Origin of the sequence: Campylobacter concisus (assembly GCF_002913745.1) — a bacterium.
GTDB lineage: Bacteria > Campylobacterota > Campylobacteria > Campylobacterales > Campylobacteraceae > Campylobacter_A > Campylobacter_A concisus_R.
On the sequence record NZ_PPCG01000034.1, the window covers coordinates 83757 to 101408 of the forward strand.

Below are 17652 nucleotides of genomic sequence, written 5' to 3' on the forward strand. Positions count from 1 at the left end.
GGTTTATGATGGAAAATAATTACGGCGCAGAAAATATTAAAGTACTAAAAGGGCTTGAGGCGGTCAGGAAGCGCCCAGGCATGTATATAGGCGATACTAACATAAGCGGTCTTCACCACATGATCTACGAAGTCGTTGATAACTCTATCGACGAAGCGATGGCAGGATACTGCGATACGATAGATGTTGAGCTTACACGTGAGGGCTCAGCGATCATTAGCGATAATGGACGTGGTATCCCAGTAGATATGCACCCGACTGAGAAAATTTCAGCTGCGACTGTTGTTCTAACTGTGCTTCACGCTGGTGGTAAATTTGACAAGGACACATATAAAGTCTCTGGCGGTCTTCACGGCGTTGGTGTTTCTGTCGTAAATGCCCTTTCTAAAAAGCTAGTCGTAAATATCAAACGTGATGGCAAGCTTCACAGACAAGAATTTGCAAAAGGTATCCCTCAAAGCGATCTTGAAGTGATAAAAACTACAAATCGCACAGGCACACAAGTCGAGTTTTGGCCAGATGATAGCATATTTGAAGTGACTGAATTTGACGATGAAATTTTAGTAAAAAGATTTCGCGAGCTAGCCTATCTAAACCCAAAGATAACTATAAATTTTAAAGATCAAAGAAATGGCAGAAGTGAGAGCTTTCATTTTGAGGGCGGACTTGAGAGCTTTGTAACTGATATGAACAAGGCAAATGCTGTTAGCAAAGCAGTCTCATTTAGCGGCGGCGAAGATGATGTTATGGTTGATTTTGCCCTACTTTACAACGACACTTATAGTGAAAATTTACTAAGCTTTGTAAATAACATCAAAACTCCAGATGGCGGTACTCACGAGGCTGGCTTTAGAGCGGGCCTTACAAGAGTTATCACAAACTACGTTCAAGCAAACGCTGCTGCACGTGAAAAAGATACAAAGATAACTGGTGAAGATATCCGCGAGGGACTTATCGCAGTTGTTAGCGTAAAGGTGCCAGAGCCGCAGTTTGAGGGACAAACAAAGGGCAAGCTAGGCTCAAGCTATGTAAAACCTATCGTTCAAAAGATGGTTTTTGACGTGCTTACAAAGTATTTTGAAGAAAATCCTATCGAAGCAAGAGCGATAATGGATAAAGCCCTAATGGCAGCTCGTGGTAGGGAAGCTGCTAAAAAAGCTAGAGATCTAACTCGTAAAAAAGAGAGCATGAGCGTAGGCACACTCCCTGGCAAACTAGCTGATTGTCAGAGTAAAGACCCGGTAATTAGCGAGCTATACCTAGTGGAGGGCGACTCTGCGGGCGGTTCTGCAAAGCAGGGACGTGATAGAGTTTTTCAAGCGATATTACCGCTTAAGGGTAAAATTCTAAACGTTGAAAAGGCAAGACTAGATAAAATTTTAAAATCTGATGAGATAAAAAATATGATAACAGCTCTAGGATGCGGTATCGGAGATGAATTTGACGCTGAGAAGCTTAGATATCATAAGATCATCATCATGACCGACGCCGACGTCGATGGTAGCCATATTCAAACACTACTTTTAACATTCTTCTTTAGATTTTTAAATAAAGTTGTAGAAAACGGCCACATCTATCTAGCTCAGCCGCCACTTTACCGCTATAAAAAAGGTAAGAAAGAAATTTATCTAAAAGATGAAAAAGCACTAAATGAATTTCTTATCGAAACTGGCATCGAGGGCGTTGATATAGAGGGCATTGGCAGTGCGGATTTGATTGATTTTTTAAAGATCGTTGCAGCTTATAGAAGCGTCTTAAAAGAGCTTGAAAAACGCTTTAACGTCCTTTCGGCGATCCGCTATATGATAGAAAATCCAGATATCGTCTCAAAAAGCTACAATGAAATTTTTGAAATTTTAAGAGACTTCTTAAAAGCTGAGGGTCACAATATCCTAAACCACTACGTTAGCGATGATGAGGTTAGAATTTATGTCCAAACTGAAAGCGGCCTAGAAGAGCTTGTGGTAAATGAAAATTTATTTACAAATCCACTCTATGAAGAGGCGCTTTACATCAGCCAAAAGATAAAAGAGCGTGGCCTAGACTTGCATAGTGACGTTATAGACGTGCTTGATGAAGTAGAGAAAAATGCGAAAAAAGGTGCATACATCCAGCGTTACAAAGGTCTTGGTGAGATGAACCCTGAGCAGCTTTGGGAGACTACGATGAACCCTGAGAACAGAAGACTTTTAAAGATCGATATAAACGACGCTATAAGCGCTTCTGATACGTTTAATTTATTCATGGGCGATGAGGTCGAGCCAAGAAGAAATTACATCCAAGACCACGCAAAAGACGTTAAACACTTGGATATTTAAAAGAAAAAGGATAAAAAATGAGCGAAGAGATGAAGTATGGCGAGAAAATTTTAAAAGAATTTGACGTAGAGAGTGACCTTGAGGTCTGGGAAAATAAGCAAACAAGGGACTACGTCATAAAGATCACTCTGCCTGAGTTTTGCTGCCTTTGCCCTCGCTCTGGTTATCCTGACTTTGCGACCATATACTTTGAGTACATCCCAAATAAGCTAGTTGTCGAGCTAAAAGCGATAAAGCTTTATATAAATAGCTTTATGAACCGCAACATCAGCCACGAAGATAGCATAAATGAAATTTACTCTGTTTTAGAGAAAAAACTTGAGCCTAAATTTATGAAGATAGTTGGCGACTTTAACCCACGTGGAAATGTCCATACAGTTATCGAGATTAGCTCTGATCTAGTGGTAAAAAAGCCAGCTGAAGAGAAAGAATACGCTCCAAGAAGTAGGGAGAGAAGCTTTAGCGACAAGCCGCGCGAGAGACGTAGCACAAGCGATCGCGCTAGCAGCAAAGGCAGCAGAGATGATAAATTTAAAAAAGATGACAAGCCAAGAAGAAGCTCAAACAAAGAGGGCTTTAGAAAAATAAGCTACGCTGATGATAAGAAGCCAAAAGTAGTCAAAAAGGATAAATAATGATAAGTGCTAAGCTTATAGAACATATCTTTAAAGCAGCATCTATATCACGTTGGAACGACTATCCAAAGATGACAAATTTAGTCGAGCTTGACAAACAGGCTCATAAATTTATCATCGCTTATTTCATAGCAAAACAAGAGCAAAATGCCGATATGAACTACATCATCGAGGCTGGAATTTTTGAGTTTTTAAGCAGGGTCGTAGTCACAGACATACGCCCTGACGTCTTTCACCACATCCAAAAGACAAAAAAAGAGCAGATAAATAGCTGGGTTTTAAGCAACCTTGAGACGCTCATCTCAGATATCGAGGACGGCGAGTTTTTGGAGAGGTTTAAAAACCACTATAAAAACGACAAAACTCATGAAAAAGAGCACCTTATACTAAAAGCAGCCAGCTATCTTGCCACGAGGTGGGAATTTTCTATCGTCTATCAAACGAGCCAATTTTTAAGTGACATCGACGAGCTTAAGGCGAAGGTTGAGGAGGAGATGGAGGATTATTACGAGTTAATTGGTATTAGAAAGATTGCTATGAATCAAAAATTAGCCCGCCTTGTAGATCTAAGTGGCAGGCTAAGGTTTCAAAAGCGCTGGGCACAAACGCCTCGCATCCCCGAAACTGCAGTTTTAGGACACATGCTAGTTGTTGCGATACTTAGCTATTTTTATTCACTAAAAGCAAAAGCTTGCAAAAAACGCTTAGAAAATAACTTCTTTTGCGCACTATTCCACGACCTACCAGAGAGCCTAACAAGAGATATCATAAGCCCTGTAAAATACGGCGTAAAGGGGCTAAATGAGATCATCAGCGAGTATGAGATGAGGCTTATTGATGAGAGGATTTTGCCATTTGTGCCTGAAAAAATAAAAGATGAGTTTAGCTACATCCTTGGCATCAGAAAAGATGGCGAGAAATTTATCAAAGATGAGTTTGAAAATAGGACTTATGAGCGCAAGATCATCTGCCACGAAGGGACTATGGAGAACGTAAATGAGGATAAATTTAACCCGATCGATGGCAAAGCGCTAAAATACTGCGACAAGCTCTCAGCCTACATCGAAGCTGGAATTTCTATAAGCTACGGTGTCAAGTCAAAAGAGCTAACTGACGGCTTTAATAATATGTATAAATTTTTTAGCGAAAAACCTAAGATCGATGGAGTGGATTTTTTAGAAATTTGCGATGATTTTAATGAGCATTTTGGTTTAGAAAGACCCCCTCTCAGATGACTGCGGCACACACTTAATACAAGTGCTCTGCTGTGTTCCCACCCTGAAGCGGTGCTCATAAAAAGCATTGCACAGGTCTAAGAAGGAGCTTCGCAATCATACAAAAACTATACTTAAATTTAGTTTTATAGTTACATTTTTAAAAATTTAGCTTTAAAAGTATATAATCTCACATAAATTTCACCAAAAGTAGGGCAATGTCAGGAAAGATCAAACTTAGTTTTTTATCGGCCTTTAGAGATTTTTTTGTCTATCATCACAAGTCTTTAGAGTTTCGTGCCAAAATTTTTGCTGCGATTATCTCGGCTAAATTTGACCCAGATGAGGATGATTTTTTCATCTTAAATGACATTGTAAATGAAATTTATGAAAACGATCAAACTAGAAAAGACTTCTTAATCCAAACCGTTAGAGAGTACGTGGCAAGGGTTAAGAAAAACGATAGGATCACGCTTGACACGCTTCTTTTAAGTATAGATAAAGATATGAAAGATCACAAAAGATATGCTAAAAAGATAGATTTTTCGCACCTTCGCCGCTTGATGAGTGGCTGCGAGGAGGAAATTTTAGTGCAACAAAGAGTCTATGAGTTTTTGATAAACGAGGTTAAACTCTACTCGCAAAGCGCTTAAATTTCATCCTAAATTTAATCAAAAATTTTTCGTGGCTTGTAGCTAAATTTCTTCATTTTTGACCTTGATTTTCTCTATTTATCTAGCTAGCTTAGGCGATTTATGACCAAAATTCGAAATAACACTTCATCAGCTAAATTTACATTGATAAATGTGCATTATTTTGTGATAGAACGATATAGACCTTGGGCTAACCATAAAATTTAAAATAGGGTGTTGCAAAAATAATAATCACATATGATTAACCCGCTTGTTATGAGTGGGACTGGATGTAGCTTTTCAACGGCGCTTGCTTGCTACCTTGCAAAGGGCAAGAGCTTGGAGGAGGCCATAGGGCTTTCAAAAGAGTATATCTGCTCCATTATAAAAGAGAGCATCGACACAAAACTAGGTAAAAACCGCCTACTTTGGCACGGAGCAAAGTAAATTTAAGCTGCTTTTTGCACGGCGGCTGAGTGGGTTATGATGTCGTGTAAATTTAGTTTGTCTTTTCTAAAAAAGCAAAGGCAAAGTCCGATGATGCTAAAGCCGGCAAATGCAAAGCAAATTTGACGCAAGATCGCGTGAAAAAGGCCTAGTTTTTTGCCGGTTTGTAAATTTATGAGATAAATTTCTTGTGCTTTGTAGCCTGGAGTTTGCGCTTTTATGCTAAAAAAGAGGCACATTATAAGTGAGATGATACTATTTACCACAAAGATCGCAAGCTGGTTGTTTAAAAAGGCCTCTTTACCGCCAAGAACGAGATATGTGCTGATGTAAAATACTGGCATACCGATGATGAAAAGATCTATGATAGAGGCCTTTACTCTAGCCCAGATAGGTGCGATTTTCGCCTTTTGCTTTGCCAAGTTACTTTCCTGTATTTATAAAAATTTGGCTAAATTTCTAGCCATTATCATGCGTGACGCAGAGCATAGTAGAGGCGCGTGAGACCTTGCACCAGTGACTATAGAGATCAAGTTTTTTGATATCGCTTTCTAGTACATCAAAATAGCCTATATATTCATAAATGCTAAGATCAAAAAAGCTCTTATTTTCGGTCCTTAGCAGACGTTTTTTGCTAAAATCTTGCATCAAACTAGCTCAACGCCTTTGCCGCTTACCACTTCGCCGATCACGTAGCCATCACTATTTGCTAAGACAGCATCAATGTTTTCTTTAGGCACGACAAGGATCATACCAACGCCCATGTTAAATGTCCTCATCATCTCGCTATCTTCTACTTTTTGAGCTAGGATTTTAAAAATTTCAGGCGTTTTTATAGCGCTTTTTTGCACCTTTGCACCAAGTCCAGCAGGGAAGACGCGAGGCAAGTTTTCAACTATGCCACCACCCGTTATATGCGCCATCGCTGTGATCTTATCTTTTAATCTTAGAAAGTCGCTCACGTAAATTCTAGTTGGCTCAAGAAGCACGTCGATAAGTTTTTTATCGCCCACTTTTTCATCAAATTTTAGCCCAAGCTCGCTTACCACTTTTCTTGCAAGAGAGAAGCCATTTGAGTGCAGGCCGCTACTTGGAAGTGCGACTAAAACGTCACCAGATTTTACAAATTTGCTCCTATCGATCTCGTCAGCCTCGGCGATACCCACGGCAAATCCAGCAAGGTCAAAGTCGCCCTTTTCATACATTGACGGCATCTCGGCTGTCTCACCGCCGATCAGCGCGCATTGCGCCTTTTTGCAGCCGTTTGCGATACTTTTTACCACCTCTTTGGCGCTTTCTATCTCAAGCTTTGCAGTCGCGTAGTAGTCGAGGAAAAAGAGTGGTGTGGCGAAGTTGCAGATGAGGTCATTTACGCACATTGCGACTAGATCCTCGCCAACACCCTCAAATTTCTTAGCGTCGATAGCTAGGCGAAGCTTCGTGCCAACGCCGTCGGTCGCGCCTAAAATGGCTGGATTTTTATATCCGCTTGGCAGTCTGATCGCACCTGAAAATGATCCGATACCGCCTATGACGTTTGGTGTTTGCGTAGATTTTACGAAAGGCTTGATCGCCTCAACAAAGCTATTTCCAGCATCTATATCGACTCCAGCATCTTTATAACTTATCATTTTCACCCTTTTGGTTATTTTTTAAAACTTTAGCCAAAAGTTGCTAAAATTGTTATCAATTTTCAAAAATGGAGCGAGTTTGCAGAAATTTCCAAACGCCTACGTCATCACAGGCTCGATCGCTAGTGGCAAAAGCACGGTTGTAAATTTACTAAAAGAGCGAGGTTTTAGCGTGATAGATGCGGACTTGATCGCCCACGAACAGCTTGAAATTTGCAAATGCGAGATAGTAGAAGCTTTTGGCGAGCAAATTTTAGATGAGACTGGTAAGATAGATCGCAAAAAACTGGGTACCATCGTCTTTAACGAGCCAAAAAAGCTTAAAAATTTAGAGCAAATTTTACATCCAAAGATAAAAGCTGAAATTTTTTTCAAAGCTTCGCAGCTTGAGCGATTGGGGCAGGTTTATTTTGTAGATATCCCTTTGTTTTTTGAAAAAAAGCAGCGTTACAGCGAGTTTAAAAATGTAGCTGTGATCTACGCGCCAAAAGAGCTTTTGCTAAGCCGTCTAATGAACCGAAATGCTCTAAATTTAGAAGCTGCAAAAGCTAGAGTAGAGCTTCAGATGGACATCGAGAAAAAGCGAAAAATGGCAAAATTTATTATCGATAATAGCAGCGACATGGAGAATTTAAAGCTAGAGCTAGAGAAATTTCTAAAGCAAATTTGCGCTATCTCTTGATAAATTTACTAGCAAATTTATATGTTTGCAAGCTCTCTTTACTAGCTAAATTCCAGCTATCAAGCTCAGCTTTTACTAAATTTGGAAATTTTTTGCTTATATCCTTTAGAGCATTGCCAACCGACTTTCTAAGATACTCGCTCTCGTCTTCTTTTAGGCTAGCTAGACGCCTAATGGCCTCATCTGGGTTATCTTTAAAATAGGGCCTATTTGTCCATATCCTAAGCCCCTCTGTTACGGCTCTTTTTGCATTTGCGTTGCCATTTTTTACCCACTCATCGATCGTTAAAAGTGCCTGTTCGTAGCCAACTTTTTTACAAAACTCATCAAATGCCTTTGCTAGCACCTCTTGAACCCTCCAGTTTTCATCTTTTGAGACTTCATCTCTCATAAACGCCAAAATTTCTTCACTATCCGATAGGTGTCCAAAGAGAAAAACCGCATACATCCGCACTTGATAGACATTCGAGCCGTATGCTAGGTATGCAAGCTCTTTGCAGTGCGCAGCTCCCTTTGCTTTATAGTCAGCCAAAGCCCTATTTTCTTGCTCTTTAAAGCCATTTTCTATTAAAGAAAACTCTTTTTCTAAATTTAAGATGTAGCTCTTCAAAGTGGCTCCTTTAAAATCACTAATAACTCTTATCTAAATTTTAGTAAAATCACGCAAAAAATAAAAGGATGGCTCATGCAAGTCTCAAAATATAACGCCAGCGGCAACGATTTTGTCATATTTCACACATTTTTGAGCAAAGATAGAAGCGAGCTTGCAAGGCAGATTTGCAGCAGAACAAACGGCGTGGGAGCTGACGGGCTCATCGTGCTTTTACCTTACGAAAAGGGCGTGAAATGGGAGTTTTACAACAGCGACGGAAGCTACGCTGCGATGTGTGGCAACGGCTCGCGTGCGGCTGCTAGATATGCCTATCTAAACGGCCTTGTTAGTTCAAGCGAATTTGCTCTGCTAACTGGTAGCGGCGAGGTGATGGCAAGCGTGAAAGGTGAGTGCGTCGAGGTCGTGCTAACAAGTCCAAAAATTTTAAGCGAACCGCTAAATGAAAACGGCAAAACTTGGTACTTTTACGATACTGGCGTGCCGCATCTTGTAAATTTCACACAAAATTTAGATGAATTTGACGTCAAAGAGTGCAGGGCGCTTCGCCAAAAATACAATGCAAATGTAAATTTAGCCAAATTTGATGGCGGAGTTTTAAAGGTAAGAACCTATGAAAGGGGCGTGGAGGATGAGACGCTAGCTTGTGGCACTGGCATGGCGGCTTGCTTTTATGGCGCTACTTTAAATTTAAACGCAGCGCAATGTCTAAAAGTCTATCCAAAAAGCGGCGAGGAGCTTGGACTTAGGCTTGAAAACGGTAAAATTTTATTTAGCGGAGCGGTGAAACACTGCTTTGATACGAGTATTGAAATTTAGCTTTTAGAGTGAGTTTTTAGCCTATTCTTGGCTAGTCGCGGTAAGTAAGTTTTCAAATTTATATCACTAAATTTGTGCTCAACAGTCGAACTAAATTTATAGCGGTGCTGATTAAAATTTGAATACAAACCATTTAAGAGTTTAGCTACTTAAATATCTCAAGAATTAATTTATATGAAATTTGTTGGGGTGTAAAATCTCCTCCAAAATTTTATTTAATGGAGTGGTGAAACACTGTTTTAATATGAGTATTAAAATTTAGCTATTTGGCTGTGGGTAGTTAAATTTGGTTAGTAGTTTGTAAAAGTCGCGGGTAGTAAATTAAAACAAAGAGTTTTATAGAGTTTTTGTTATTAAAATTTAAGTGTATAAAAAAATCTCCGCCGAAGCGGAGAAAAGGTGTTATTTCAAAGCATCTTTTGCTTGTTTTGCAAGTGCCGCAAATGCCTTCGCGTCATTCATAGCCAGATCAGCTAAAATTTTTCTATCAAGTTCGATCTTAGCTTTGTTTAAGCCGTTGATAAATCTTGAATAGCTAATGTCGTTTAGTCTGCAAGCTGCATTGATACGAACGATCCATAAACGTCTGAAATCACGTTTTTTCTGGCGTCTGTCGCGATATGCGTAAACTAAACTTCTCTCTAGTTGCTCTTTAGCTTTTCTAAAGTGTTTATGCCTAGCACTGAAAAAGCCACGTGCTAGCTTTAAAACTTTCTTATGGCGTCTTCTTCTAACTACGCCTGTTTTTACTCTTGCCATATTTATCCTTTTACAAATTGGCGCTCACGAAGTGAGTCTTGCCCCTAAATTTGGGGGAGTTTGAATGACTTTTTTGTCAAAAACTTAAATCTACGCTGCTTTATACGCCGAGCATTTTGCGAACGGCTGGGACATTTGTGCTGTCCACGTATTTTGGGCCACGCAAATCTCTCATACGCTTAGTAGGTTTTTTTGTTAAGATGTGGCTTCTAAAAGCAGAGCCTCTTTTTATCTTATTTTTACCTACTTTAAAGCGCTTAGCAGCACCGCGAACGGTTTTCATCTTTGGCATGCTAATCCTTTTTGAAATTTTATACGCAAGTGCGTAAGATTTGGATTATAGCGAAAAATCCTTTAGAAAATTTAAATTTCACTTAGACAAAATTTGCAATAAATTTACATTTAACTTAAAAAAGTTTTAAAATTTAGAATTAAATTATTAAATTTGGCATATAATTACATATGAAAATTTTATTTTACTAAAGGAGTAAAAATGAAAGGGAAAATTCTCGCATCAATCGTCGCTATGAGTGCGATTTTAGGCACAAGTAGCTTGGCATGCACTACCATTTTAGTAGGAGATAAAGCTTCAAACGACGGCTCTATGTTAGTGGCTAGAAGCGCTGATAGCAAGGCTATAAAGGCACAAGTCTTTTTGATACATCCAGCTACGAAAAACCAAACTGGCATGCACAGCTCAAAGGCGCATGACGGCGCAAATGACTTTACATATCCACTCCCAAAAGATGGCATGAGATACACAACTATCGCAAATTCACACACAAAACTTCACGGAGCAGTCGGCTACAACGAGGCTGGCGTTGGACTTAGTGGCACTGAGACTATCTATGCAAAAGATGAGCTTTTAAAAGTTGATCCATACAACGAAGAAACCGGCATCACAGAAGATGACATCCCAGACGTGCTTTTGCCACGCATCAAAAGCGCAAAAGAGGGCGTTAAGCTTCTTGGTGAGATAGTGGAGACAAAAGGCGCTGGAGAGGGCTTTGGTGTGGTATTTGTCGATGCAAACGAGCTTTGGTACTTTGAAACTGGCACAGGTCATAAGTGGATCGCTTCAAAGATCCCACAAGATGAGTACTTCGTCACTGCAAACCAAGGCAGACTTCACGCTTATAAAGAGAATGATCCAAATTTCATGGGAGCAAAAGATGTCATCAAATTTGCGATCGATAACAAGACTTATGACCCTGCAAAAGACGGCGAATTTAACTTCACAAAGGCCTATACAAGGGACGATGAGAGAGATGTGACTTACAACTACCCACGCGTTTGCTGGGTGCAAAGTATGTTTAACCCAAGCCTAAAACAAGACTTCGCCGATGGTCAAAAATTCCCAGTATTTTTAAAACCAGAGAAAAAACTAAGTGTTGAGGATCTAAAAGCTGCGATGAGAGCCCACTACAACGGCACGCCGTTTGATAATTACGCTAGTAAAGATGAAGATAAGAAAAACATCTACCGCGCTATAAGCGTCTTTAGAACATACGAGTCTCACGTCATGCAGGTGCGCCCATGGCTACCAAAAGAGATCGGCCGTGTGACCTACGTCGCTCTTGGTATGGCTGATCTTAGCGTTTATTTGCCGTATTATGAGGGGCTTGATGGCTTTATAAAAGGCTACTCAGATGGCTCATATGACGCTGATGATACTTCGATTTACTGGGTTTATAGAAAGCTTCAAACCCTTGTGATGACTGATTATGAGAAGTATTCGCCAGTGGTAAAAGAGGCCTACGCTAAATTTGAAAAAGAGTTGGCGGTAAAACAGGCTAAATTTGAAGATGAGTACGTCAAACTTTATAAAAAAGATAAGAAAAAAGCGGACAAACTCTTAAATGAATTTAGCCAAAAGACTATGCAAGAGGCTAAAGATCTAACTCAGGAGCTTACAAACAAGGTCTTTACTATGCTTACAGCTGATATGGATGCTAAGCTAAAATCCCTAAACAAAGGCAAAAAAGACTAAAAACTCTGGGCGCGAAATTTAGTAGCGCCCAAACTTTAAACAAAAATTTGGCAAAGAGCGTTTATAATGCGGCAAAAATTCACTACAAAGGAAAAACGCTGATGCCTTGTCCCATGCGTAAAGCTCATTAATCTCGGCAAAAAACATATCAGCGATTTTCAAAAAACACGCAAATTTTTAAATGATTTTACATTTTTTCACATTGAGATAAATCCATTTTTGCTAGCAGGTCCGCTGCATTGTAACTGCATTTTTAATAGCAAAGCTAAGCAATGCCTGAAATTTGGCAAGGATCTTTTTAGTAGGGTTTTTTATAAATTTTACTTTAGTTTAAGAAGAAGCGGGTGTCATCCACCATGTTTTGGGTGACCTAGACTTGTGCGCAGCGCAACAACATTGAACGTGCGGGGGGGGGTTGGGTTGTAGGGATATACCTGCATAAAAATATTCAAGGTGGCTGTGCTCTGCATAGTTTTAATTTAAAAAGAAATTTAAAAAGGATAAAAATGATAAAAAGTTATGTTTTAGGTTTTCCAAGAATCGGAGAAAAAAGAGAGTTAAAGCGCGCATTAGAGGGCTTTTGGGCTGGTAAAGAGGGCTTTAGCGAAGAGAATTTGCAAGAGACTGCAAAGACGCTTCGCCAAAGACACTGGAAATATCAACAAGACGCTGGCATTTCGGCTATTAGCGTTAATGATTTTTCATTTTACGACCTAATGCTTGATAACATCATCGCTTTTGGCGCTACGCCTCCAAGATTTGCAAATTTAAACGGCTTGGAGCAATATTTTGCTTGCTCAAGAGGCAACAAAAGTGGCGTTGCTATGGAGATGACAAAGTGGTTTAACACAAACTACCACTACATCGTGCCAGAGCTTAGCAGCGAGAGCAAATTTAACCTAAAAGCAGACAAAATTTTAAATGAATACAAAGAGGCGAAGGCTAACGGCGTAAAAGGCAAGGTAAATTTGATCGGTCCTATCACATTTTTGGCTCTTTCAAAGACGACTGATGGCAGCTGCCCATTTAAGCACCTAGACGCGCTTGTAGGCGAGTATAAAAAGCTACTTGAGCAAATTTCTAAGCTTGATGATGAAATTTTAGTGCAGTTTGACGAGCCAATCTTTGTAACTGACAAAAACGAAAGCGACCTTTTGCCACTTATCACAAAGGTTTATAACGAGCTAACAGGCGTTGCAAATAACATCAAGATCGTATTTGCAACATATTTTGAGCATGCGATCAAGGCAGTTAGCGAAGTGGCTAAAACTAAAATTTACGGCATCGCACTTGACTTCATCCACGGCAAGAGAAATTTCGAGGCACTTGAGACTATCAAAAATAGCCACTTGACGCTATTTGCAGGCGTGATCGACGGCAGAAATATCTGGAAAAGCAACATCGATGATAAGGTAAAACTTGTTCGTGAAATTTCAGAGAAAATAGGCGGCAAAGACTTTTACATCGGCACTTCATGCTCGCTTCTTCACGTACCATACACTCTAAAATATGAAGAGAATTTAAACCCAGAGATCAAAAGCTGGCTAAGCTTTGCGGTTGAGAAGCTTGATGAGATCAAGATCATCACAAAACTAGCAAACGGCGAGAAGCTTGATGAGAGCGAAACAAAAATTTACGAAGAGAATAAAAATGCTGTTAAAACTCGCGCTACTTCAAAACTCATCCACTCTGAAAGCGTTCAAAAACGTATCAAAAATTTAAGCAAATTTGAGCGTGACGAGAAATTTGAAGACCGTATCAAAATTCAACGCGAAACACTAAAATACGGCATTTTGCCAACAACAACGATAGGTAGCTTCCCTCAAACGGTTGATCTTCGCGTACTTCGCCAAAATTTCAAAAAAGGCGAGATCGACGCAGCTGCTTATGAAGCAGGCATCAAAAAATATATCGATCACTGCGTGAAATTTCAAGAAGATATCGGCCTAGACGTGCTAGTACACGGCGAGCCAGAGAGAAACGACATGGTTGAATATTTTGGCGAGCAGATCAGCGGATATGCATTTAGCCAAAATGGCTGGGTACAAAGCTACGGCAGCCGCTGCGTCAAGCCACCACTTCTTTTTGGTGACGTAAGCCGCCCAGAGCCGATGACTGTTAAGTGGATGAAATACGCTCAAAGTATCACAAAACACGTAATGAAAGGCATGCTAACAGGTCCTGTAACGATGCTAAACTGGAGCTTTGTGCGTGACGATCTACCAAGAAGCGAGGTAGCAAAACAGCTTGCACTTTGTATCTACGACGAGATCGCAGACCTTCAAAATGCAGGCATCAGAGTGATCCAAGTCGATGAGGCAGCGTTTAAAGAGGGCTATCCGCTAAGAGCTGAAAATATCCCAGCTTATGAGAAATTTGCGGTTGATTGCTTCAAGCTTTCAGTAAGCTCGGCAGAGGCAAAAACTCAGATCCACACGCATATGTGCTACTCTGAATTTAACGATATTATTAAGACTATTGAGGCTATGGACGCTGATGTTATCAGTATCGAGACTGCAAGAAGTGGCAACGAGCTACTTAAAATTTTCAAAGCCGTTGGCTACAAACAAGAGGTCGGACCTGGCGTTTACGACATCCACAGCCCACGCGTGCCAAGTGTCGAGGAGATCGTCGCTCAGATCAAAGCTCTGCTTGAAGTCTTGCCAAAAGATCAACTCTGGATCAACCCTGACTGCGGCCTAAAAACTAGAAAATGGGAAGAGGTCGAGCCAAGCCTTAAAAATATGGTAGAAGCCGTCAAGATCGTAAGAGGTCTATAATCCAAATTTTAGCGTCTAGTAGGCCTAGGCGCTAAACTCCGTTTAAATTTCAAAAAAAGTTAGAAAATGTTAAAAGATAAGATCATAAACAATGAAAGTGGCATAGTGCTTTATGGCCTAACGCCTCCAAAGGCTGAATTTGACGAGGCAAAGCTTAAAGAGATCGCTGCAAAATGGGACAAGAGGATTACAGATGTGCAGGCTGATGGCTTGGTACTTTACGAGATCCAAGATGAAAGTAGCCGCATAAAAAGCGAGCGAACTTTTGAATTTAGTGATACATTAAGCCCTGAAATTTACTACTCAAAATACCTAAATTTAAAGACATCAAGCATCTTTTATAGGGTCGCGAACAAATATAATGAGAGCGAATTTAGAGCAAATTTAGCCAAAAGTAGTAGCGATATAAATGTTTTTGTTGGCGTTGCTTCTGGCAAGGTAGAGCCTAAAATGAGCTTAGAGCGTGCTTATGAGATCGCTAGAGATGAGTTTAAAGAGCTTGTAGTGGGCGGTGTTTGCATAGCTGAGAGGCATGCTAAAAAAGGTGATGAAGAGCAAAGGATGAGTCAAAAGGCCAAAATGGGGGCGAAATTTTTCATCTCGCAGGCGGTTTTTGATATAAATTTGGCTAAAAATTTACTAACAAGCGTGGCAAAAAGCGGGTTAAATTTACCTATTATTTTGACATTTACTACTTGCGGCAATACAAAAACGCTAGAGTTTATCAAGTGGCTTGGCATAAGCGTTGATAAAAAGAGCGAAAAAAGGATGCTTGAAAGTGATGATTTTTTAGCTACGGCATCGCAAATTTGCCTTGAAAATTTCGCAGAGCTTTATAATTTTGCTAAAAAGCTTGGCATAAATGTCGGCGTCAATGTTGAAAGCGTAATGGCAAAACGTGCCGAGATCGAAGCGAGCCTGGAGCTAACAAAAAATATAAGAGAGTTGGTGTAAAGCCAGCTCTTGTTATAAATTTCTACAAATTCTTTCGTAAATTTTCTAAAAAAGTCTTTTTGATGGTGCAATGGTGCCACAAATCAACACAGAATAGTTGTAATAATTAGCGATCACAAGCTGTTTTAAAGGTCGGTTGTCCACTGCTTTGCAAATTTTTAAAAAGTTGCTATAGCAAAAATGATATGGCTTTATGTAAGAAATTTGACGAGATACACGAATACGGCAAACTGCTAAGAGAAAAAAGGGCGGTGCTTTGGCAAGACAAATTTATCAAAGGTGCTGTGAAAATCGTTGAAGTCAAAATAGCCAAACAAGGCAAGAGTTTTTACAAATTTAAGCAAATTTGATCCAAAAGTATAGAAATTTAGCCCTCAAATAAGATCTAAATTTGACTAACCCCCACACTCGCTCCACCTTATATCCAGTGTCTCTCACGGTTTTTAGGCAGATAGTTGGTATCTTAGCTCTTATCTCTCGCACGAGCGATCTTATGCGGTCTTGCGATAAGGTTTCATTTTTATATAGGTGGTGATCTATCTTGTCGTAGGTGACGACATGGGGAGAGTTTTTGCATAAAATTTCAAGCAGCTGGCTCTCTTTTTTGTCAAGATAGATGGCCTTGTCTTCTTTTCTTGCTACACTGGGAGTTTTTGTCAAAGATTTAGCTTAAATTTAGAGCCTAAAAGTACCTTTCAAAGCCTAAAAACATGAAATAAAAACTCTTCAGACAAAACGTAGTAAATCCTCTTAAAAACGCTAGGGACGCTAACGCCCCGCAAAAGCATAATGGGAATGATGTTTTGGCTATCTCTTATAAAATTAACCAGATCAAGGTTTAAATTTCTTTATCCATTGCTGCGCTCAAAGTCCTTGATGACTGAGCACGCGCTTTTTAGCTGCATCATCCTAAACCCAAAGCGGTAAAGCGATGCATTTAGGATGATATTTTGCCAAAAGTCGCTTAAGAGCAGCAAAGCTTCTTTGTTAGCCAGCTAGACCACCGCCACCAGCTGGTTTTTTGGCGTCTTTTTCAGCCTTTTGTTTTAAAAATTCCTCTTCGTCTTTTGTAGGTTTGTACTCATCTTTGAAGAATTTTTGCTTAGTTTCGATCCTCTTTTCAAGCATCTTTTTATCATAAATTTTATATGACGGCTTCCAATACTCAAGATAGTTTCTAAAGCCAGCGCTGTGACCTGCGTCATAGTGGCAGCTTACACATTTTAGCTCTTTAGGAGTGTCAAGGAACTTTTTGTAGTGAGCGTGCATCTTTTGAGCTTGCGCTGAAGTGTTGTTGCTATCTATCACGTTTGTGTGGCAGCTTGTGCAGCCGTTGTCAAAGACGAAATGCTCGCGGTTTTTGAGGTTTTTGTGCCAGTCAATCGCGCTAGGATCGCCAAAGAAATGCACCCAGCCCTCTAAAATGCCGTTTTTCGCCTTTGTTAGGGCGTATTTTGCGATGTTGTCATGCGGTATGTGACAATCCACGCATCTTGCTTTGATACCAGTTTTGCCCTTGCCGCTGTGGATGTCGTCGTTGTAGGCGATCACCATAGGATCCATCTCGTGGCAAACGATGCAGAATTTATCCCCACTCGTCTCATCAAGTGCGTAATGAACTGGCAAAACGACTAAAAATCCAACAATTCCGCTTATGAAGATTATAAGCGCTAGTAATTTTTTTGAAATTTTCATGGTGTTACTCCGTTCATCCATTGTGGCACCTCGTGTTCATGGCACTCAGAGCACATGTTTGTAGATGGTTTGTGTTCGTTGTGGCACTCGTCGCAGTACAAAGTCGGACCATCGTGAACAGAGTTGTGAGGATTTGCCTTTAGAGTATCCATAAATTTTAGCCTTTCGGCTAAGAGCTTTTTACTCTTGTGACAGGATAGGCAGCCAGCGTCGCCGATCGCTTTAAATTTGCTAGGATCATCGCCTTGGTTTTGGTGACAATCAACGCAGTCAAAGCTTAGGTGTTCATGATGAGGTTTGATCTTATACTTGGCTCTTAGCTCATCAGAGACTACTACTTTTGTGACGTTTAGATCGCCCTTTGGCATATCAGCACCAAAGAGATGAAGCGAAAATAAACAGGCAAAAATAGCGATGAATTTAAGCTTATTCATACCCTTTTCCTTTCTTTTAAAATTTTATTAACGTCAAATTTCAGTGAAAAAC

Annotated in this window: 20 protein-coding genes and 1 other RNA gene; 11 read left to right on the forward strand and 10 right to left on the reverse strand. The window is 40.0% G+C overall.

Annotated features, from left to right (window positions below; all coding sequences use genetic code 11):
* Window positions 1-8: 8 nt before the first annotated feature.
* From gyrB to CYO90_RS05050, 3 genes are read left to right on the forward strand one after another with little or no spacing between them, the layout of a single operon-like run.
* The gene (gyrB, locus tag CYO90_RS05040) at window positions 9-2318 is read left to right on the forward strand and encodes a DNA topoisomerase (ATP-hydrolyzing) subunit B (RefSeq protein WP_084041988.1); all 2310 of its coding nucleotides are present in this window, start codon (window positions 9-11) and stop codon (window positions 2316-2318) included.
* A 17-nt stretch (window positions 2319-2335) separates the two neighbouring features.
* A complete protein-coding gene (gene queF / locus CYO90_RS05045) occupies window positions 2336-2953 on the forward strand; it encodes a preQ(1) synthase (RefSeq protein ID WP_258030659.1) in 618 nt (205 codons plus the stop codon).
* Complete coding sequence (locus CYO90_RS05050; protein WP_103578696.1) at window positions 2953-4188, forward strand: HD domain-containing protein; 1236 nt, start codon at window positions 2953-2955, stop codon at window positions 4186-4188. Before queF ends, CYO90_RS05050 begins: the two co-directional genes overlap by 1 nt.
* Here CYO90_RS05050 and ffs read toward each other — a convergent pair.
* Window positions 4175-4272, reverse strand: an RNA gene (gene ffs / locus CYO90_RS05055) — signal recognition particle sRNA small type. The two genes, CYO90_RS05050 and ffs, sit on opposite strands and share 14 nt — an antisense overlap.
* 113 nt (window positions 4273-4385) lie before the next feature.
* Between ffs and CYO90_RS05060 the strand changes: the two genes are divergently transcribed.
* Both CYO90_RS05060 and CYO90_RS05065 read left to right on the forward strand, forming a co-directional pair.
* Complete coding sequence (locus CYO90_RS05060) at window positions 4386-4820, forward strand: hypothetical protein (protein ID WP_103578697.1); 435 nt, start codon at window positions 4386-4388, stop codon at window positions 4818-4820.
* 237 nt (window positions 4821-5057) lie between these two features.
* Window positions 5058-5246: a bifunctional hydroxymethylpyrimidine kinase/phosphomethylpyrimidine kinase gene (locus CYO90_RS05065; protein WP_103578698.1), complete on the forward strand. Its 189-nt coding sequence runs from the start codon at window positions 5058-5060 to the stop codon at window positions 5244-5246.
* A gap of 2 nt (window positions 5247-5248) precedes the next feature.
* Here CYO90_RS05065 and CYO90_RS05070 read toward each other — a convergent pair whose 3' ends face one another.
* Genes CYO90_RS05070 through purM form a run of 3 tightly spaced genes read right to left on the reverse strand, consistent with a single transcriptional unit; the run spans window position 5249 to window position 6877 of the window.
* Entirely contained in the window at window positions 5249-5668 is a 420-nt protein-coding gene (locus CYO90_RS05070; RefSeq protein ID WP_103578699.1) for an RDD family protein, read from the reverse strand.
* Window positions 5669-5705: 37 nt separating this feature from the next.
* Entirely contained in the window at window positions 5706-5894 is a 189-nt protein-coding gene (locus tag CYO90_RS05075) for a hypothetical protein (RefSeq protein WP_103578700.1), read from the reverse strand.
* Window positions 5894-6877 (reverse strand): phosphoribosylformylglycinamidine cyclo-ligase, encoded by a 984-nt coding sequence (gene purM / locus CYO90_RS05080; protein WP_103578701.1) that lies wholly within the window; start codon window positions 6875-6877, stop codon window positions 5894-5896. Before purM ends, CYO90_RS05075 begins: the two co-directional genes overlap by 1 nt.
* A gap of 79 nt (window positions 6878-6956) precedes the next feature.
* Here purM and coaE point away from each other — a divergent pair, with 79 nt between their 5' ends.
* Entirely contained in the window at window positions 6957-7559 is a 603-nt protein-coding gene (gene coaE, locus CYO90_RS05085; protein ID WP_103578702.1) for a dephospho-CoA kinase, read from the forward strand.
* Here coaE and CYO90_RS05090 read toward each other — a convergent pair.
* On the reverse strand, window positions 7549-8169 hold the full coding sequence (locus CYO90_RS05090; RefSeq protein WP_103578703.1) for a DNA alkylation repair protein: 621 nt from the start codon (window positions 8167-8169) through the stop codon (window positions 7549-7551). The two genes, coaE and CYO90_RS05090, sit on opposite strands and share 11 nt — an antisense overlap.
* Before the next feature lie 75 nt (window positions 8170-8244).
* Here CYO90_RS05090 and dapF point away from each other — a divergent pair, with 75 nt between their 5' ends.
* Entirely contained in the window at window positions 8245-8988 is a 744-nt protein-coding gene (gene dapF / locus CYO90_RS05095; protein ID WP_103578704.1) for a diaminopimelate epimerase, read from the forward strand.
* A 402-nt stretch (window positions 8989-9390) separates the two neighbouring features.
* Here the strand turns inward: dapF and rplT are convergent, their stop codons facing one another.
* Window positions 9391-9747, reverse strand: coding sequence for a 50S ribosomal protein L20 (gene rplT / locus CYO90_RS05100; protein WP_004317321.1), 357 nt, complete (start codon window positions 9745-9747; stop codon window positions 9391-9393).
* A 100-nt stretch (window positions 9748-9847) separates the two neighbouring features.
* Complete coding sequence (rpmI, locus tag CYO90_RS05105) at window positions 9848-10039, reverse strand: 50S ribosomal protein L35 (RefSeq protein WP_004317422.1); 192 nt, start codon at window positions 10037-10039, stop codon at window positions 9848-9850.
* A 201-nt stretch (window positions 10040-10240) separates the two neighbouring features.
* Between rpmI and CYO90_RS05110 the strand changes: the two genes are divergently transcribed.
* From CYO90_RS05110 to CYO90_RS10210, 4 genes are all read left to right on the forward strand, one after another.
* On the forward strand, window positions 10241-11737 hold the full coding sequence (locus CYO90_RS05110; RefSeq protein WP_103578705.1) for a C69 family dipeptidase: 1497 nt from the start codon (window positions 10241-10243) through the stop codon (window positions 11735-11737).
* Between the two features lie 506 nt (window positions 11738-12243).
* A complete protein-coding gene (metE, locus tag CYO90_RS05120) occupies window positions 12244-14517 on the forward strand; it encodes a 5-methyltetrahydropteroyltriglutamate--homocysteine S-methyltransferase (protein WP_103578707.1) in 2274 nt (757 codons plus the stop codon).
* A 66-nt stretch (window positions 14518-14583) separates the two neighbouring features.
* A complete protein-coding gene (locus CYO90_RS05125; RefSeq protein WP_103578708.1) occupies window positions 14584-15471 on the forward strand; it encodes a methylenetetrahydrofolate reductase in 888 nt (295 codons plus the stop codon).
* A gap of 185 nt (window positions 15472-15656) precedes the next feature.
* Window positions 15657-15821 (forward strand): hypothetical protein, encoded by a 165-nt coding sequence (locus tag CYO90_RS10210; RefSeq protein ID WP_181000214.1) that lies wholly within the window; start codon window positions 15657-15659, stop codon window positions 15819-15821.
* Here the strand turns inward: CYO90_RS10210 and CYO90_RS10215 are convergent.
* From CYO90_RS10215 to CYO90_RS05140, 3 genes are all read right to left on the reverse strand, one after another.
* Complete coding sequence (locus tag CYO90_RS10215; protein ID WP_181000215.1) at window positions 15808-16131, reverse strand: helix-turn-helix domain-containing protein; 324 nt, start codon at window positions 16129-16131, stop codon at window positions 15808-15810. The genes CYO90_RS10210 and CYO90_RS10215 overlap by 14 nt on opposite strands.
* Window positions 16132-16458: 327 nt before the next feature.
* Complete coding sequence (locus CYO90_RS05135; protein ID WP_103578709.1) at window positions 16459-17166, reverse strand: cytochrome c3 family protein; 708 nt, start codon at window positions 17164-17166, stop codon at window positions 16459-16461.
* Window positions 17163-17600, reverse strand: coding sequence for a cytochrome c3 family protein (locus CYO90_RS05140; RefSeq protein ID WP_103578710.1), 438 nt, complete (start codon window positions 17598-17600; stop codon window positions 17163-17165). The genes CYO90_RS05135 and CYO90_RS05140 overlap by 4 nt, the downstream gene beginning before the upstream one ends.
* Between the last annotated feature and the right edge of the window lie 52 nt (window positions 17601-17652).

Coding starts and splice junctions, on each gene's coding strand:
- CYO90_RS05140 (WP_103578710.1), bottom strand. CDS start 17,600: ATGAATAAGCTTAAATTCATCGCTATTTTTGCCTGTTTATTTTCGCTT.
- metE (WP_103578707.1), top strand. CDS start 12,244: ATGATAAAAAGTTATGTTTTAGGTTTTCCAAGAATCGGAGAAAAAAGA.
- queF (WP_258030659.1), top strand. CDS start 2,336: ATGAGCGAAGAGATGAAGTATGGCGAGAAAATTTTAAAAGAATTTGAC.
- purM (WP_103578701.1), bottom strand. CDS start 6,877: ATGATAAGTTATAAAGATGCTGGAGTCGATATAGATGCTGGAAATAGC.
- dapF (WP_103578704.1), top strand. CDS start 8,245: ATGCAAGTCTCAAAATATAACGCCAGCGGCAACGATTTTGTCATATTT.
- gyrB (WP_084041988.1), top strand. CDS start 9: ATGGAAAATAATTACGGCGCAGAAAATATTAAAGTACTAAAAGGGCTT.
- rplT (WP_004317321.1), bottom strand. CDS start 9,747: ATGGCAAGAGTAAAAACAGGCGTAGTTAGAAGAAGACGCCATAAGAAA.
- CYO90_RS10210 (WP_181000214.1), top strand. CDS start 15,657: ATGGCTTTATGTAAGAAATTTGACGAGATACACGAATACGGCAAACTG.
- CYO90_RS05075 (WP_103578700.1), bottom strand. CDS start 5,894: ATGCAAGATTTTAGCAAAAAACGTCTGCTAAGGACCGAAAATAAGAGC.
- CYO90_RS05110 (WP_103578705.1), top strand. CDS start 10,241: ATGAAAGGGAAAATTCTCGCATCAATCGTCGCTATGAGTGCGATTTTA.
- CYO90_RS05125 (WP_103578708.1), top strand. CDS start 14,584: ATGTTAAAAGATAAGATCATAAACAATGAAAGTGGCATAGTGCTTTAT.
- CYO90_RS05135 (WP_103578709.1), bottom strand. CDS start 17,166: ATGAAAATTTCAAAAAAATTACTAGCGCTTATAATCTTCATAAGCGGA.
- CYO90_RS05060 (WP_103578697.1), top strand. CDS start 4,386: ATGTCAGGAAAGATCAAACTTAGTTTTTTATCGGCCTTTAGAGATTTT.
- rpmI (WP_004317422.1), bottom strand. CDS start 10,039: ATGCCAAAGATGAAAACCGTTCGCGGTGCTGCTAAGCGCTTTAAAGTA.
- CYO90_RS05065 (WP_103578698.1), top strand. CDS start 5,058: ATGATTAACCCGCTTGTTATGAGTGGGACTGGATGTAGCTTTTCAACG.
- CYO90_RS05050 (WP_103578696.1), top strand. CDS start 2,953: ATGATAAGTGCTAAGCTTATAGAACATATCTTTAAAGCAGCATCTATA.